Annotated in this window: 13 protein-coding genes; 7 read left to right on the forward strand and 6 right to left on the reverse strand. The window is 74.2% G+C overall.

Annotated elements, in window-relative coordinates; genetic code table 11:
* The first annotated feature begins 159 nt into the window (after positions 1-159).
* Both OG767_RS09610 and OG767_RS09615 read left to right on the forward strand, forming a co-directional pair.
* On the forward strand, positions 160-3,045 hold the full coding sequence (locus OG767_RS09610; RefSeq protein ID WP_405093076.1) for a glycoside hydrolase family 9 protein: 2,886 nt from the start codon (positions 160-162) through the stop codon (positions 3,043-3,045).
* 212 nt (positions 3,046-3,257) lie between these two features.
* Complete coding sequence (locus OG767_RS09615) at positions 3,258-5,693, forward strand: non-reducing end alpha-L-arabinofuranosidase family hydrolase (protein WP_405093077.1); 2,436 nt, start codon at positions 3,258-3,260, stop codon at positions 5,691-5,693.
* Between the two features lie 73 nt (positions 5,694-5,766).
* Here OG767_RS09615 and OG767_RS09620 read toward each other — a convergent pair whose 3' ends face one another.
* From OG767_RS09620 to bioB, 3 genes are all read right to left on the reverse strand, one after another.
* Positions 5,767-6,273, reverse strand: coding sequence for a GNAT family N-acetyltransferase (locus OG767_RS09620; protein ID WP_405094174.1), 507 nt, complete (start codon positions 6,271-6,273; stop codon positions 5,767-5,769).
* A gap of 4 nt (positions 6,274-6,277) precedes the next feature.
* Complete coding sequence (locus OG767_RS09625; protein WP_281936254.1) at positions 6,278-6,460, reverse strand: hypothetical protein; 183 nt, start codon at positions 6,458-6,460, stop codon at positions 6,278-6,280.
* A 91-nt stretch (positions 6,461-6,551) separates the two neighbouring features.
* On the reverse strand, positions 6,552-7,547 hold the full coding sequence (bioB, locus tag OG767_RS09630) for a biotin synthase BioB (protein ID WP_281935182.1): 996 nt from the start codon (positions 7,545-7,547) through the stop codon (positions 6,552-6,554).
* Between the two features lie 156 nt (positions 7,548-7,703).
* Here bioB and OG767_RS09635 point away from each other — a divergent pair, with 156 nt between their 5' ends.
* Genes OG767_RS09635 through OG767_RS09650 form a run of 4 tightly spaced genes read left to right on the forward strand, consistent with a single transcriptional unit; the run spans position 7,704 to position 11,943 of the window.
* Positions 7,704-8,861 (forward strand): 8-amino-7-oxononanoate synthase, encoded by a 1,158-nt coding sequence (locus tag OG767_RS09635; protein ID WP_405093078.1) that lies wholly within the window; start codon positions 7,704-7,706, stop codon positions 8,859-8,861.
* Positions 8,858-9,586: a dethiobiotin synthase gene (bioD, locus tag OG767_RS09640; RefSeq protein WP_405093079.1), complete on the forward strand. Its 729-nt coding sequence runs from the start codon at positions 8,858-8,860 to the stop codon at positions 9,584-9,586. The genes OG767_RS09635 and bioD overlap by 4 nt, the downstream gene beginning before the upstream one ends.
* A gap of 54 nt (positions 9,587-9,640) precedes the next feature.
* Complete coding sequence (locus OG767_RS09645; protein WP_405093080.1) at positions 9,641-11,269, forward strand: sensor histidine kinase; 1,629 nt, start codon at positions 9,641-9,643, stop codon at positions 11,267-11,269.
* Complete coding sequence (locus OG767_RS09650; protein WP_281935174.1) at positions 11,266-11,943, forward strand: response regulator transcription factor; 678 nt, start codon at positions 11,266-11,268, stop codon at positions 11,941-11,943. The genes OG767_RS09645 and OG767_RS09650 overlap by 4 nt, the downstream gene beginning before the upstream one ends.
* Before the next feature lie 24 nt (positions 11,944-11,967).
* Here the strand turns inward: OG767_RS09650 and OG767_RS09655 are convergent, their stop codons facing one another.
* The 3 genes from OG767_RS09655 to OG767_RS09665 form a co-directional block, all read right to left on the reverse strand.
* Positions 11,968-12,789, reverse strand: a complete 822-nt coding sequence (locus tag OG767_RS09655) for an ABC transporter permease (RefSeq protein ID WP_405093081.1) — start codon at positions 12,787-12,789, stop codon at positions 11,968-11,970.
* Positions 12,786-13,718: an ABC transporter ATP-binding protein gene (locus OG767_RS09660; RefSeq protein ID WP_405093082.1), complete on the reverse strand. Its 933-nt coding sequence runs from the start codon at positions 13,716-13,718 to the stop codon at positions 12,786-12,788. Before OG767_RS09660 ends, OG767_RS09655 begins: the two co-directional genes overlap by 4 nt.
* Before the next feature lie 135 nt (positions 13,719-13,853).
* Positions 13,854-14,522, reverse strand: coding sequence for a methyltransferase (locus OG767_RS09665; protein WP_107159434.1), 669 nt, complete (start codon positions 14,520-14,522; stop codon positions 13,854-13,856).
* Positions 14,523-14,703: 181 nt separating this feature from the next.
* Here OG767_RS09665 and OG767_RS09670 point away from each other — a divergent pair, with 181 nt between their 5' ends.
* Positions 14,704-15,558, forward strand: coding sequence for a hypothetical protein (locus OG767_RS09670; protein ID WP_405093083.1), 855 nt, complete (start codon positions 14,704-14,706; stop codon positions 15,556-15,558).
* The last annotated feature ends 6 nt before the right edge of the window (positions 15,559-15,564 follow it).

Here is a 15,564-nt window from a genome sequence, read left to right on the forward strand (position 1 = left end):
CGGGGAGCGGCGGCGAGATTACATTGTCAACCATCCATGGGAGCGCTCCCGCGCTCCTGCGGCCCACCCCACCACCACCGCCGCACGGCGGCCCGACCGGCACCGTCCGACGCCGGATCGCGCCGCCGTGCGGCAGCCCATCCTCCACAGGAGCTCGCCATGCCCCGACCGACCCCGCCGCCGCGCGGTCGCCCGTCCCGCCGGCTGCTCGCCGCCGGCGCCGCGCTGGTGGCCGCGTTGGCCACCACCGTGCCGCTGCCGGCCGCCGCCGCGCCGGCCGCCGCACCCGCCCCGGCGGCGCAGGCCGCGGCCACGTACAACTACGCCGAGGCGTTGCAGAAGTCGCTGTTCTTCTACGAGGCGCAGCAGTCCGGCCGCAAGCCGTCCTGGAACCGGGTCTCCTGGCGGGGCGACTCGGCGTTGACCGACGGCGCGGACGTCGGCGTCGACCTGACCGGCGGCTGGTACGACGCCGGCGACCACGTGAAGTTCGGCTTCCCGATGGCGTTCAGCGCCACCATGCTGGCCTGGGGCGCGGTCGAGTACCGGGACGGTTACGTCGCCTCCGGCCAACTCAGCTATCTGCTCAACAACCTGCGCTTCGTCAACGACTACTTCGTCAAGGCGCACCCCGCGCCGAACGTCCTCTACGGCCAGGTCGGCAAGGGCGACGACGACCACAAGTGGTGGGGTCCGGCCGAGGTGCTGCCGATGGCGCGGCCCGCGTACAAGATCGACGCGAGCTGTGGCGGTGCGGACCTGGCCGGCGAGACGGCGGCGGCGATGGCCGCGTCGTCGATGGTGTTCCGCCCCACCGACGCCGCCTACGCGGACAAGCTGCTGGGCCACGCCAAGCAGCTCTACACGTTCGCCGACACGGTGCGGAAGTCGTACAGCGAGTGCATCACCGACGCGGCGTCGTTCTACAAGTCCTGGAGCGGCTACCAGGACGAGCTGGTCTGGGGCGCGACCTGGCTGTACCGGGCCACCGGTGACGCGGCCTACCTGGCCAAGGCGGAGAGCGAGTACGACAAGCTCGGCACCGAGCCGCAGTCCACCACCCGCTCCTACAAGTGGACGCTGGCCTGGGACAACAAGCAGTTCGGCGCGTACGTGCTGCTGGCCAACCTGACCGGGAAGCAGAAGTACGTCGACGACGCGAACCGCTGGCTGGACTACTGGACGGTGGGCGTCAACGGGCAGAAGGTGCCCTACTCGCCGGGCGGGATGGCGGTGCTCGACTCGTGGGGCGCGCTGCGCTACGCCGCCAACACGTCGTTCGCCGCGCTCGTCTACAGCGACAAGACCACCGACGCGACCCGTAAGGCGCGCTACCACGACTTCGCCGTCCGGCAGGTCAACTACGCGCTCGGCGACAACCCGCGCAACTCCAGCTACCTGATCGGGTTCGGGACCAACTCCCCGAAGAACCCGCACCACCGCACCGCGCACGGTTCCTGGTGGGACAGCCAGACCGTGCCGGTCGAGACCCGGCACGTGCTCTACGGCGCGCTGGTCGGCGGCCCGTCGGCGGCCAACGACGCGTACACCGACAGCCGGTCCGACTACGTGATGAACGAGGTGGCCACCGACTACAACGCCGGCTTCACCTCCGCGCTGGCCCGGCTGACCGGCGAGTACGGCGGCAGCCCGCGCGCCGGCTTCCCGGCCGCCGAGACGCCGGACATGGACGAGCTGACCGTGGAGACCACGGTGATGCAGGCCGAACCGCGGGCCACCGGGCTCAAGGCGATCATCTACAACAAGTCGGCGTTCCCGGCCCGGGCGCTGACCACCGGAAAGTTCCGGTACTACTTCCGGCCCGACGGCACCGGCCCGGTGACGGTCACGCCCGGCTACACCCAGGGCTGCCCGTCGCCGTCGACGGCGAAGCAGTTCTCCGGCGACATCTGGTACGTCGAGGTCGACTGCACCGGCTACACCATCGCGCCAGCCGGGCAGTCGCAGCACCGGATGGAGGTGCAGTTCAAGATCGGCGTGCCGGAGGGCGGCACCTGGGACCCGACGAACGACCCGTCGTACCAGGCCACCGCCGGGCCGAACCGCAAGGTGCCGCTCTACTCCGGTGGCGTGCGGGTGTGGGGCGACGAGCCCGGCCCGACCACCCCGGACACCACCGCGCCGACCGCTCCCGGCACCCCGGTCGCCTCGGGCGTCACGGCCACCGGCCTGACGCTGACCTGGGCCGCCGCCACCGACACCGGCGGCAGCGGCCTGGCCGGCTACGAGGTGACCCAGGCGCAGACCGGCAGCGACGCGCTGGTGCTGCGCCCGGCCACCACGAACACGCTCGCGGTGACCGGGTTGACGCCGGAGCGGACGTACCAGTTCACCGTGCGCGCGGTCGACGGCGCCGGCAACCGGTCGGCGGCCTCGGCGGCGCTGGCCGTCACCACGCCGGCCGCCCCGGCGCCGGACACCACGCCGCCGACCGCGCCCGGCACGCCCACCGCGTCGGCGGTCGGCCCGACCGGGCTCACCCTGACCTGGGGTCCGGCCACCGACGCGGTCGGGGTGACCGGGTACCGCGTCTACCGGGGCGGGACCGTGCTGGTCGGCTCCACCACCGGCACCACGTTGGCGGTGACCGGGCTGACCGCCTCCACCGCGTACACGTTCACCGTGGTCGCGGTGGACGCGGCCGGCAACGTCTCGCCGGCCTCGCCCGGCGTCACGGTCACCACCACGGCCGCGCCGACCGGCGGCGGCTGCGCGGTGACCTGGACGGCGAACACCTGGGACACCGGGTTCACCGCGAACGTCACGGTCACCAACACCGGCACCAGCGCGATCAACGGTTGGACGCTCGCCTTCACGTTCCCGAGCGCCGGGCAGAAGGTCGGGCAGGGCTGGTCGGCGAACGTCACCCAGACCGGCACGGCGGTGACCGCCTCGAACCTCGCCTACAACGGGACGCTGGCGGCGGGGGCGTCGACGAGCTTCGGCTTCAACGGCACCCACACCGGCACGAACCCGAGGCCGACCGGCTTCACGCTCAACGGCTCGGCCTGCACCATCTCCTGACCGTCGCGTGCGGCGGGCGTGGCCGGTCACCGGATGCGGGTGACCGGCCACGCCGGGTAACCGGATGGGGAAATTAACTTCCGAAACTTTTCCGAAACTTGTTGTCCGGACGAACGGTCGATGAAAGCATCGATGTCGTTAAATCCCTCAACAGAGACGTCCGGTCGTCCCCGCCCAGACGACCCGGGTGTTGGCCCACCAAGGAGGCCAAGGTGACAGTGAGTCCATCCGTTCATCGTGGCGGGCACTCGCGGCGGCGATCGCCCGCCGTCCGAGCGTTGCTCGCCGGCGCGGTCAGCGTCGTGACAGTGGCCGCGGTCGCGGTGATGATGCCGTCGGCGAACGCCGCGGCGAGCACGCTGGGCGCGGCGGCCGCGCAGTCGGGCCGCTACTTCGGCACCGCCATCGCGGCGAGCCGGTTGAACGACTCGACGTACAGCACGATCGCGGCGCGTGAGTTCAACATGATCACGGCCGAGAACGAGATGAAGCCGGACGCCACCGAGCCGAACCAGAACCAGTTCAACTTCAACTCCGGTGACCAGATCTACAACTGGGCGACCCAGCGTGGCCTGAAGGTGCGCGGTCACACGCTGGCCTGGCACGCCCAGCAGCCCGGCTGGATGCAGAACATGCAGGGCAGCACGCTGCGTAACGCGATGATCAACCACATCAACGGTGTGATGGCCCACTACAAGGGCAAGCTCGCCGCGTGGGACGTGGTGAACGAGGCGTTCAACGAGGACGGCAGCCGCCGTAACTCGAACCTCCAGGGCACCGGCAACGACTGGATCGAGGTGGCGTTCCGCACCGCGCGGGCGGCCGACCCGTCGGTCAAGCTCTGCTACAACGACTACAACATCGAGAACTGGTCGTACGGCAAGACGCAGGGTGTCTACCGGATGATCCAGGACTTCAAGTCCCGGGGCGTGCCGATCGACTGCGTCGGTCTGCAGACCCACTTCACCGGCGGCAGCTCGCTGCCGAGCAACTTCCAGACCACGCTGTCCAGCTTCGCCGCGCTCGGCGTCGACGTGGCGCTCACCGAGGCCGACGTCACCAACGCCTCCACCAGCCAGTACGCCGGCCTGACCCAGGCCTGCATGAACGTGCCGCGCTGCATCGGCATCACCGTGTGGGGCGTGCGCGACAGCGACTCCTGGCGCTCCGGCGAGAACCCGCTGCTGTTCGACGGCGGCGGCAACAAGAAGGCCGCGTACACCTCGGTCCTCAACGCGCTCAACGCCGCCGCCCCGACCACCTCGCCGACCGCGACGCCGACCACCCCGCCGCCGTCCGGCGGCAGCGGCCGGATCGTCGGCGTGCAGTCGGGCCGGTGCGTCGACGTGCCCAACGCCACGCAGACCAACGGCACCCGGGTCCAGCTCTGGGACTGCAACGGCCAGTCGAACCAGCAGTGGACGTACACCAGCAACAAGCAGTTGATGGTGTACGGCAGCAAGTGCCTCGACGCGAACGGCGGGGGCACCGCCAACGGCACCGGCGTCATCATCTACGACTGCAACGGTCAGTCGAACCAGCAGTGGAACCTCAACTCCAACGGCACCATCAGCGGCGTGCAGTCCGGCCGGTGCCTGGACGTCTGGGGCACCGGCAACGGCCAGCAGATCCAGCTGTACGACTGCCACGGGCAGACCAACCAGCAGTGGCGGACCGACTTCGGCACCACCACGCCGCCGCCCACCACGCCGCCGCCCACGACCACGCCGCCGCCGAGCGGCTGCGCGCTGCCGTCGACCTACCGCTGGTCGTCGACCGGCGCGCTGACGAACCCGGCGAACGGCTGGGTCTCGGTCAAGGACTTCACCAACGTGGTCTACAACGGCAAGCACCTGGTCTACGCGTCGAACGTGAACAGCAGCGGACAGTACGGCTCGATGAACTTCGGCCTGTTCACGAACTGGTCCGACATGGCCTCGGCCAGCCAGACCGGGATGAGTCAGGGCACCGTGGCGCCCACGCTGCTGTACTTCGCCCCGAAGAACATCTGGGTGCTGGCGTACCAGTGGGGGCCGACGTCGTTCAGCTACAAGACGTCAAGTGACCCGACCAACGCCAACGGCTGGTCCGCGGCGCAGACGCTCTCCACCGCGACCCTCCCCGACGCCCCGTACGGCGTCATCGACCAGACGCTCATCGGCGACGACCAGAACATGTACCTCTTCTTCGCCGGGGACAACGGCAAGATCTACCGGTCGAGCATGCCGCTCGGGAACTTCCCGGGCAGCTTCGGCTCGAGCTACACGACGATCATGACCGACTCGACGAACAACCTGTTCGAGGGCGTCGAGGTCTACAAGGTGCAGGGCCAGAACCAGTACCTCATGCTCGTCGAGGCGATCGGGAGCCAGGGGCGGTACTTCCGCTCCTTCACCGCCACCAGCCTGGGCGGCACCTGGACCCCGAACGCGGCCACCGAGAGCAACCCCTTCGCGGGCAAGGCCAACAGCGGCGCGACGTGGACCAACGACATCAGCCATGGTGACCTGGTCCGCAACAACCCCGACCAGACCAAGACCGTCGACGCCTGCAACCTCCAGTTGCTGTACCAGGGCAAGAACCCCAGCGCGAGCGGTGACTACAACCTGCTGCCGTGGCGGCCGGGTGTGCTGACCCTGCAACGCTGACGGATCGCTGACCACCGGGGCGTGCCCGGCACCGTACGGTGCCGGGCACGCCCGTCGGTGTGGCGCCGCCGGCTCAGTCGGCCAGGTCGTCGGCGAGCAGGTCCATCAGCAGGGCGTCGTGCCAGCGCCCGTCGGCGCCCCGCTCGTAGCGCCGCATGATGCCCACCGGCCGGAAACCCACCTTCGCGTACGCCCGGATCGCGGCCGTGTTCGCCGCCGCCGGGTCGATGGTGAAGCGGTGGTGGCCGTACTCGTCGGCCAGGTGCCGGGCCAGCGTCCGGATCGCGTCCCCGCCCAGCCCGGCGCCGCGTACCTCCGGGTCGAGGAAGAGGTCCAGGCTGGCGTGGCGGTAGTCGGGGTCGGTCTCCGCGTACCACTGGATCGCGCCGACCAGCCGGCCCTCGTGCTCGATCACGAAGACGGCCAGCGAGTCGTCGGCCAGGTCGGCACGGACCGCCTCGGCCAGGTCGTCGCCGCCCCGCCACCAGCGGCGCACCTCCGGGGTGGCGCGGATCGCGGCCAGCGCGGCCACATCCGCGTCCGTCGCCGGCCGCAGCGTCACCGTCCGCCCGCGCAGCATCGCGTCAGCCCCGCCGCTCGCCGTGCTCGACACAGACCGCCGACCATCCGGCCGGCACGACCTGCACCTTCATCCGTCGGCGGCAGGACGCGCACCAGCGCGGCGGCTCCCACGCCCGCGCCGCCGCGCAGGCGGGGTGCGGGCCGGCGGCCACCGACTCGCCGCACCTGTCGCACCAGCGCGTCACCGCGCCGGCGTCGTCGGCCGTGCCGGCGCGGTGGGCCGCGTCGGCGGCACCGGCCGGCGCGTCGGGTCGGACCAGCTTCGTCACCGTCGCCTCACAGGGTCGCCGAGAGCGCCTTCACCGGCATCTTCAGGTCGGTCAGGAGTTGCAGGTCGTCGGTGGCCGGCCGACCCAGCGTGGTCAGGTAGTTGCCGACGATGACCGCGTTGATGCCGCCGAGCAGACCGTCGCGGGTGCCGAGGTCCCCCAGGGTGAGCTCGCGACCGCCCGCGTACCGGAGGATGGTGCGCGGCATGGCCAGCCGGAACGCGGCGATGGCCCGCAGCGCGTCCTTGCCCTCGACCACCGGCCGGTCACCCAGCGGCGTCCCGGGACGCGGGTTGAGGAAGTTCAGCGGCACCTCGTGCGGGTCCAGCTCGGCGAGCTGCGCGGCGAACTCGGCCCGCTGCTCCACCGTCTCGCCGAGCCCGAGGATGCCGCCGCAGCAGACCTCCATGCCGGACTCGCGGACCATCCGCAGCGTCTCCCAGCGCTCCTCCCAGGAGTGCGTGGTGACCACGTTCGGGAAGTAGGAGCGGCAGGTCTCCAGGTTGTGGTTGTACCGGTGCACGCCCATCGCGGCCAGCTCGTCGACCTGCTCCTGGGTGAGCATGCCGAGCGAGGCGGCGACCTGGATGTCGACCGCTTCGCGGATGGCGGCCACGCCGGCGCGCATCTGCGCCATCAGCCGGGCGTCCGGGCCGCGGACGGCGGCCACGATGCAGAACTCGGTGGCCCCGGTCGCGGCGGTCTGCTTCGCGGCCTCGACAAGCGCCGGGATGTCCAGCCAGACCGACCGGACCGGCGAGGTGAACAGGCCGGACTGGGAGCAGAAGTGGCAGTCCTCCGGGCAGCCGCCGGTCTTCAGCGAGACGATGCCCTCGACCTCGACCTCCGGACCGCACCACCGCATCCGGACCTCGTGGGCGAGTTGGAGCGCGGCCGGCAGGTGCTCGTCGGGCAGGTTCAGCACGGCGAGGATGCCGGCCTCGTCGAGGCCGACGCCGTTCTCCAGCACCCGGGTCCGGGCCTGGTCGAGGATCTCTGGCATGGCTCGTAACCTAACAGGCCGCCGGAAGCGCGGGAAACCGTCGTGAGCGGCCCGGCGAGCCGGGACCACGCCACGCCGGGGTCGCCCGCCCGGGTGGTAACTTCGCCCGGCGGAAGCGCCCGGCGGGGCGGGCGGTCGGCGGGAGGGGACGGTGCGGTGGCGGACTGGCTGGCGGCTCTCGACCGCGGCGCCGAACAGCGGGCCGCTGCGGGCCTGACCCGCACGCTGCGTCCACGCGCGGCCGACGACGACGTCGTCGACCTGGCCGGCAACGACTACCTCGGCCTGGCCACCCACCCGGAGGTCACCGCCGCCGCCGCGACGGCCCTCTCCCGGTACGGGCTGGGCGCCACCGGGTCACGACTGGTGCGCGGCTCCACCGACCTGCACCACGCGCTCGAGGACGACCTGGCCGCCTGGCTCGGCGTCGACCGGGCGCTTGTCTTCTCCTCCGGCTACCTGGCCAACCTCGCCGCCGTCCGGGGCCTGACCCAGCCGCGTACGCTGCTGGTCTCCGACGCGCACAACCACGCCTCGCTGATCGACGGCTGTCGGATCTCCCGCGCCGAGACGCTGGTGACGCCGCACCGGGACGTGGCCGCGGTGGCCGCCGCGCTGGCCGCCGCGCCGGGCCGGCCGGCCGTGGTGGTGACCGAGTCGGTCTTCTCCGTGGACGGCGACGTGGCGCCGCTCGCGGAGCTGCACGCGGTGGCCCGCCGGCACGGCGCGTTGCTGCTCGTCGACGACGCGCACGCGCTCGGCGTCACCGGCCCGGCCGGCGCCGGCGGGGTGGCCGCGGCCGGGCTGGCCGGCGCGCCCGACGTGGTGGTCACCGCGACCCTGTCCAAGGCGCTCGGTGGGGCCGGCGGCGTGGTCGCCGGGCCGGCGGAGTTCGTCCGCCACCTGGTGGAGACCGGCCGCACGTTCATCTTCGACACCGCGCCGCCACCGGCGGTGGTGGCCGGGGTGCGGGCCGCGGTGCGGCTGGCCCGGGACGGCGACGCGCTCCGCGCCGAGCTGACCGACCGGGTCGCGCTGGCGGTGCGCCGGCTGGGCGCGGCGGGGCTGCCGGTGTCCGCCCCCGACGCGGCGGTGGTCTCGGTGACCGCGCCCGGCCCGGAGGCGGCGACCGCCTGGGCGGCGGCCTGCCGTGACCGGGGTGTGGCGGTCGGCTGCTTCCGTCCGCCGTCCACGCCGGACAGCCGCTCCCGGCTGCGCCTGACCATCGGCGCCGGGGTGGACCGGGCGGACTTCGAACGGGCCCTGGACGTGATCGTGGCGTGCGCCCCGCAGTCGCGAACGGAGGACTCATGAGCGACGGCTGGACCGGCGCGGTGCTGGTGACCGGCACCGACACCGGGATCGGCAAGACCGTGGTGACCGCGGCCGTCACCGCCGCCGCCCAGGCGGCCGGGCTGCGGGTGGCGGTGGTCAAGCCCGGTCAGACCGGCACCGCCACCGGCGAGCCCGGCGACGTCGACTCGGTGACCCGGCTGGCCGCCCCGCTCACCGGCCGGACGCTGGCCAGCTACCCGGACCCGCTCGCCCCGCTGGCCGCGGCCCGGGTCGCCGAGCTGCCGCCACTGGAGCTGTACAACGCGGTCGACGCGGTCCGCGAGGAGGTCGACAAGCACGACCTGGTGCTGATCGAGGGAGCCGGCGGGCTGCTCGTACCGATGGGGGTGCGGCCGTCCGGCGAGCCCTGGACGGTGGCCGACCTTGCGGTGTCGCTGGGCGCGCCGGCGGTGGTGGTGGCGCGGGCCGGGCTCGGCACGCTCAACCACACCGCGCTGACGCTGGAGGCGTTGGAGCGGCGGGCCGTGCCGGCCGGCGTGGTGATCGGCGCCTGGCCGACCGAGCCGGAGCTGGTGCACTGGCTGAACCTGTCCGAGCTGGTGCCGAACCTGCTCGGCGCGGTGCCCGCCGGCGCCGGCGGGATGGACCCGGGCGTGTTCCGCCGGTCCGCGCCGGGTTGGCTCACGCCGGCGCTCTACGGTGTCCTCGACGACTGGCGGGCCTGGGCCGAGGAGAGCGGCTGAGCACCTGACCTTCGTCGGTGCCCGGGCCCGTCCGGCGTGGGTAGCGTGACCGCCGTGGACCTGTCCCCGTCGCCGTCGACGGCCCGTCGCCGGGCCGGTGACCTGCTGCTCTGGGCCATTCTCGGGGCCCCGGTGACGGCCGCCCGGATCAGCCCGCCGGGGCAGCCGTACGACGTGCCGCTGCTGGTCGGCGGGCTGGCGCTGCTCGCGGTGTCGGTCGCGGTGAGCCGCCGGTGGCCGCTCGTGGCGGTGCTGGCGGTGGTGGCCGGTTCGCTCGTCGACGGCAACGTGGTGTTCGCCATCCCGGTCTTCGGCTACCTGGCCGGGCTGCGCAGCGCCCGGGCCGCCCCGGCGGCGACCGTGTTCGCCGCCATCGCGGTGACCGGCACCGGGCTCAACCTCGGGCTGCTCGGCACCGAGCCGGCCGTCTGGTTCCAGCTCGCCTCGGTGCTGCTCTTCGCCGGCGTGTTCCCGTGGCTGCTGGGTCGGCTGCGGCGGCAGCACCGGGCGTTGGCGGCGGCCGGGCGGCGGCACGCCGAGCGGGAGCGGCGCGGCGCGGCGGAGCGGGTACGCCTGCGCGAGCGGGCCCGGATCGCCCAGGAGATGCACGACTCGCTCGGGCACGACCTGAGCCTGATCGCGTTGCGGGCCGGCGCGCTGGAGCTGGCCACCGGGCTGGCCCCGGCGCACCGGGCGGCGGCGGGGGAGTTGCGGGCCAGCGTCGCCGCCGCCACCGAGCGGCTGCACGAGGTGATCGGCGTGCTGCGCGAGGAGCGCACCCGGCGCCCGCCGGACGAGTCGGTCGCCGAGCTGGTCGACGGCGCCCGCGACGCCGGGATGGTGGTGCGCCTGCGGGAAGACGTGCCCGCCGGGAGCGCCGCCGCGAGCCTGCCGCCGCTTGTCGCGCACGCCGTGCACCGGGTGGTCCGGGAGGCGCTCACCAACGCGGCCCGCTACGCGCCGGACGCCCCGGTCACGGTGACCGTGGCACGCGCCGCCGACGCGGTCACGGTCGCGGTGGTCAACCCGCCGGCCCCGGCCGGTCCGCTGGCCGGGCCGGCGTCGCACGGCTCCGGCCTGCTGGCGCTGCGCGAGCGGGTACGCCTCGCCGGCGGCGCCCTGGACGCGGGCCCTCGCGACGGCGGTTGGGCGGTCACCGCCCGTGTCCCGTTGCCCGGCGCCGGTCGCGACGGGTCATCCGCCCGGTCCGGTGACCGCGCGCCGGACGCTGCCCACCCGGTCTTCGCCCCGCTGACCGTCGACGGTGTCGGCGAGCCGGACGAGGACCGGCCGCACGACGGTGACCCGCACGAGGGTGACCCGCACGACGGCGGGCGGTCCGGCGTGGAGGCCCGGCGGCTGCGCGAGGCCCGCCGACGGGTCCGCCGCAGCCTGCTCGTCGCGTTCGGCGCGCCGGCCGGGCTGGCGCTGGCGCTCGCGCTGGTCTACTACCCGCTCGCCACCGCCGGGGCGGTGCTCGACCGGCCCGGCTTCGACCGGCTGAGGCTGGGCGAGCAGCGGGACGCGCTCGGGCTGCCCCGGCGGCAGGCCGAGCCGCCCGCCACCGGCGCGGCCCCCGGCTGCGAGTTCTACACCGACGGCAACTTCCCGTTCGCGGAGCCGACCTGGCGGCTCTGCTTCAGCGACGGGAAGCTGATCAGCAAGGAGCGGATCGCGTCATGACCGACGACCACGGGCGGCCGTTGCGGGTGGTGCTCGCCGACGACGAGGCGATGGTGCGCGCCGGGGTGCGGGCGATCCTCGCCGCCGACCCGGGCGTCGAGGTGGTCGGCGAGGCGGGCGACGGCCACGCGGCGGTGGAGCTGGTGCGTGCGCACCGGCCCCGGGTGGCGCTGCTCGACATCCGGATGCCCCGCTGCGACGGGCTCGACGCGGCGGCGCAGATCCGCCGCCTGGTGCCGGAGACCGCGCCGGTCATGCTCACCACGTTCGGCGACGACGACCTGATCGCCCGCGCGCTCGGCCTCGGCGCCGCCGGCTTCCTGCTGAAGTCCGGCGACCCGAGGGAACTGCTGGCCGGGGTGCGCGCGGTGGCCGACGGCGGGGCGTACCTGTCGCCCCGGGTGGCCCGCCGGGTGATCGAGCTGAGTGGCGGGCGGCTCGCCCGTGGCCCGTCCGCGCGGGATCGGCTGGCCGGGCTGACCGACCGGGAGCGGGAGGTGCTCGCGCTGGTCGGGGCGGGGCTGTCCAACGCCGAGATCGCCCGCCGGCTGCACCTGGTCGAGGGCACCGTGAAGAGCTACCTGACCAGCGTCTTCACCCGACTCGACGTGCGTAACCGGGTGCAGGCGGCGATCCTCGCGTACGAGGCGGGGCTGGTCCCGCCCACCGGCTGACCAGCCCCGCCCGTGCCGGCGCGGTCAGGCGTCGCGCCGGGCCAGCGCCCACCGGCCGCCCGCCAGCGCGGCGGCGGCCCAGCCGGCGAGCAGCAGCAGCCCGACGGCCGCCGGGTACGGCTCGGTGTCACCGGCCAGGAAGTGGCTGCCGGCGACGCCGGGGAACGCGTCGGCGATCCGGGTGAGCACCGTGATGTCCGGCTCCTGCAACGACAGCGGCACGATGTACAGCAGCGCCAGGAGCACGGTCAGCGTCAGCACCGGGCCGCGCAGCGCCGCGGCGAGCCCGAGCGCCAGCACGCTCACCAGCGCCAGGTATCCGGCGCAGGCGACGATGTCGGCCACCGTGCCGCCCAGCGGCGCCCGCCCCCACTCGCCCAGCACCGGCCGGGCCACCGCCGCGCCGACGCCGCCGAGCAGCAGCCCGACGCCGAACGTCACCGCGCCGACCACGAGCGCCTTGGCCGCCAGCACCCGACCCCGGGACGGGGTGCAGCGCAGCGTGGTGCGGATGGTGCCGGTGGCGAACTCGCTGGTGATCGCGAACAGGCCGAGCGCCAGCACGACGAACTGGGTCAGCTCCAGCGAGCCGGCCACCACGTCCCCGACCGGCAGCACGCCGGGGTCCACGGTCGGGTCGTCGTCGGTGTTCGCGTTCACCACGTAGATGGCGAGCTGGGCGGCGGTGGCCGCCATGGTGACGAGCGCCGCGACCAGCGTCCACCAGGTGGAGCGGACCGACCAGAGCTTGGTCCACTCGGCGGCCACCGCGCCGACGAGCGGATGGCCGGCCGGGGTGGGCCGGGACGTCGGCCGGGTCTCCTCGAGCGTGGGCAGTGCGGTCATCGGGTTTCGCCTCCGGTCGGGCCGGCGACGTACTCGACGCTGGCGGCGGTCAGTTCCAGGAACGCCTCTTCCAGGGAGGGCGCGACGGCGGTCAGCTCGTGCAGCCGCACCCCCAGCTCGTACGCCAGGTCACCGACCCGGTCGGCGGTGCTGCCGGCGACGGAGAGGCCGCCGTGCCCGGCGGTGACGGTCGCGCCCTCGGCGGCCAGCCGGTCGCCGAGCGCGGCGAGCGCGGCCGGTTCCGGCCCGCGTACCCGGATCGAGGCGGCGGGCCGGGTGGCGATCAGCTCGGCCAGCGGCGCGTCGGCGACCAACCGGCCGCGGCCGAGCACCACCACCCGGTCGGCGGTCTGCTGCATCTCGCTCATCAGGTGGCTGGAGATCAGCACCGTGCGTCCCTCGTCGGCGAGTCGGCGGGTGAACCCGCGGATCCACCGCACCCCGTCCGGGTCGAGGCCGTTGACCGGCTCGTCGAGCAGCAGCACCGGCGGGTCACCGAGCAGCGCGCCGGCGATGCCGAGCCGCTGTCCCATCCCCAGCGACAACGCCCGGCCCGGCTTGCCGGCGGCCCGGGCGTCCAGACCGACCAGGTCGAGCACCTCGGCGACCCGCCGGGCCGGTACGCCGTTGCTGCGCGCCATCGCCCGCAGGTGCGCCACGCCGGAGCGGGCCGGGTGCACGCCGGTGGCGTCGAGCAGCGCGCCGACCTCGTACAACGGGTGCCGAAGGGTGCGGTACGCGCGCCCGTTGACCAGGGCCGCTCCGGCGGTGGGCCGGTCCAGGCCGAGCACCATCCGCATGGTGGTGGACTTGCCGGCGCCGTTCGGGCCGAGGAACCCGGTCACCTGACCGGGGCGGATCTCGACGGTCAGGTCGTCGACGGCGGTCACCCCGCCGAACCGTTTCGTCAACCCACGAAGTGTGATCATGCGCCGACGCTAGGCGCCGGCAGGCACCCCCCACCGCCACCGAACGCCACCCACCCACCCCCACTTTGGTAAGGCGGGGCCCCTTCTTAACGCCTCCGGTAGAGGCGGGGCCCCCGCTTAACGCCACGGCAGGCGTCAGCGGCGGGCGCCGGGTGGGTTCGGGTCCAGCTCCCACACGGTGGTGTGCTTGACCCGGACGCTCTCCAGCGCCTCGGACACCGGCACGTCGTACCCGGCCAACCGGTGGAAGCGCTCGCGGGGCAGGAACGCCCGGTCCGGGTCGCCCACCAGCACCCGCGCGCCGGACCGGGCGGCCCGGAGCAGGAAGCGCAGCATCCGCCGGGCCATCGCCTCGCTGTAGAACACGTCACCGGCCAGCACCACCTCGGCGTCCCCGGCGTCGGAGTCGAGCACGTCGCCCAACTCGGCGTCGACGCGTACCCCGTTGGCCTCGGCGTTGAGCGCGACGGCCGCGACGGCCCGCTCGTCCACCTCGACGGCCCGGACGGCGGCGGCGCCGGCCCGGGCGGCGGCGATGGCGACCAGGCCGGAGCCGGCGGCGAGGTCGAGCACCCGGCGGCCGGCGACCAGCTCCGGGTGGTCGGTCACGTACCGGGCGAGCGCCTGCCCGCCGGCCCAGGCGAAGGCCCAGAACGGCGGCGGTTGGCTGCTGCGGAACTCGCCCTCGGTCAGCTCCCAGAGGCCGATCGGCTCGTCAGCCTGGTGCAACCGCACCTCGGGGACGAAGGCGACCGGGGCGAGACGCGCGTGCAGCCGGACGAAGGCGGCGGACAGCTCGGACACCCGGAGATTGTGTCGCACGGCCGATCCCGGGCGTGTCGGCGGGCGGTCGTGACCGGTTCACCACTGTCGGTGAAACGACCCCCCGATGTTGACGTTGGGTGCGAACACGCCCGTCTACCGACCGGCCGGGACCGCTCCTAGCGTTGCGGGTGGACACGACCGACCGAGGTGAGGAGGCCTGGTGAGCGGGTGGCGGCACGCGCTGCGGATCGGGCTGGTGCTGACCTGCCTGGCGGGTTCCGGGTTCGCCGGGGCCGCGCCGGCCGGGGCGGCGGCGGCCTTCTCCACGGAGCTGAGCGGCCTGCCGGACGAGTTCACCGGCGGCAATCGGGTGGAGACGCTCTCGGCGGTGGTGTCCCGGTCCGACCGGGGGGCGCGCTCCGACTGCGTCAAGGTGCGCTGGTCGATGCTGCTCCAGGTGCAGGGCCTGCGGCTGGACCAGGTGAAGGTGGACCGGGTGGAGGAGACCGGCTCGTTCCCGCTGGAGATCCGCACCGAGGGGGACACCGCGCGACTGACCGACCGGGAGCTGGACCCGGGGGTGCTCTGCCCGGGGCGCACGGTGACCGCGCGCTACCGGGTGGCCTTCGCCGAGGACGTGGGGCGCGGCCGGGTGAGCATCGCCGCCGAGGCGTACGACCCGCAGTTGCGGCTGCTGGCCCGGCGGACCGCCTCGCGCCAGGTGGTGGGCGAGGCGGTCGAGCCGACGCCGGAGCCTTCGCCGACGAGCGCCGAGCCGACCGACCCGCCCCGCGAGGAGCCGCCCACCGAGGAGCCGACGGCGGACGAGCCGAGCGACGCGACGGTGGTCGAGCCGCCGCTGCCGGGCGCGGCCGGGCGGCCGGTCGCCGAGACCGGCGGCTTCGGGGTGGTGCAGGCCGCCTTCGGGCTCGGTGGTCTGCTGCTCTTCCTCGGGGCCGGGCTGTTGCTGCGGATGCGACGCCTGCTCCGCCCCGCCGGCGAGCCCACCGATGGTCCGGCCGGGGGCCCGGCGACGTCGTTCGAACGGCGACGGACCCCGCGACGGTGGCGGTGACGCCGG

This window comes from Micromonospora sp. NBC_01392 (assembly GCF_045040125.1).
Taxonomy (GTDB): Bacteria; Actinomycetota; Actinomycetes; order Mycobacteriales; family Micromonosporaceae; genus Micromonospora.

Excerpts from the sequence above, each read along its gene's own strand:
- bioD (WP_405093079.1), top strand. The coding sequence starts at position 8,858 with ATGAGCGACGGCTGGACCGGCGCGGTGCTGGTGACCGGCACCGACACC.
- OG767_RS09650 (WP_281935174.1), top strand. The coding sequence starts at position 11,266 with ATGACCGACGACCACGGGCGGCCGTTGCGGGTGGTGCTCGCCGACGAC.
- bioB (WP_281935182.1), bottom strand. The coding sequence starts at position 7,547 with ATGCCAGAGATCCTCGACCAGGCCCGGACCCGGGTGCTGGAGAACGGC.
- OG767_RS09655 (WP_405093081.1), bottom strand. The coding sequence starts at position 12,789 with ATGACCGCACTGCCCACGCTCGAGGAGACCCGGCCGACGTCCCGGCCC.
- OG767_RS09620 (WP_405094174.1), bottom strand. The coding sequence starts at position 6,273 with ATGCTGCGCGGGCGGACGGTGACGCTGCGGCCGGCGACGGACGCGGAT.
- OG767_RS09660 (WP_405093082.1), bottom strand. The coding sequence starts at position 13,718 with ATGATCACACTTCGTGGGTTGACGAAACGGTTCGGCGGGGTGACCGCC.
- OG767_RS09610 (WP_405093076.1), top strand. The coding sequence starts at position 160 with ATGCCCCGACCGACCCCGCCGCCGCGCGGTCGCCCGTCCCGCCGGCTG.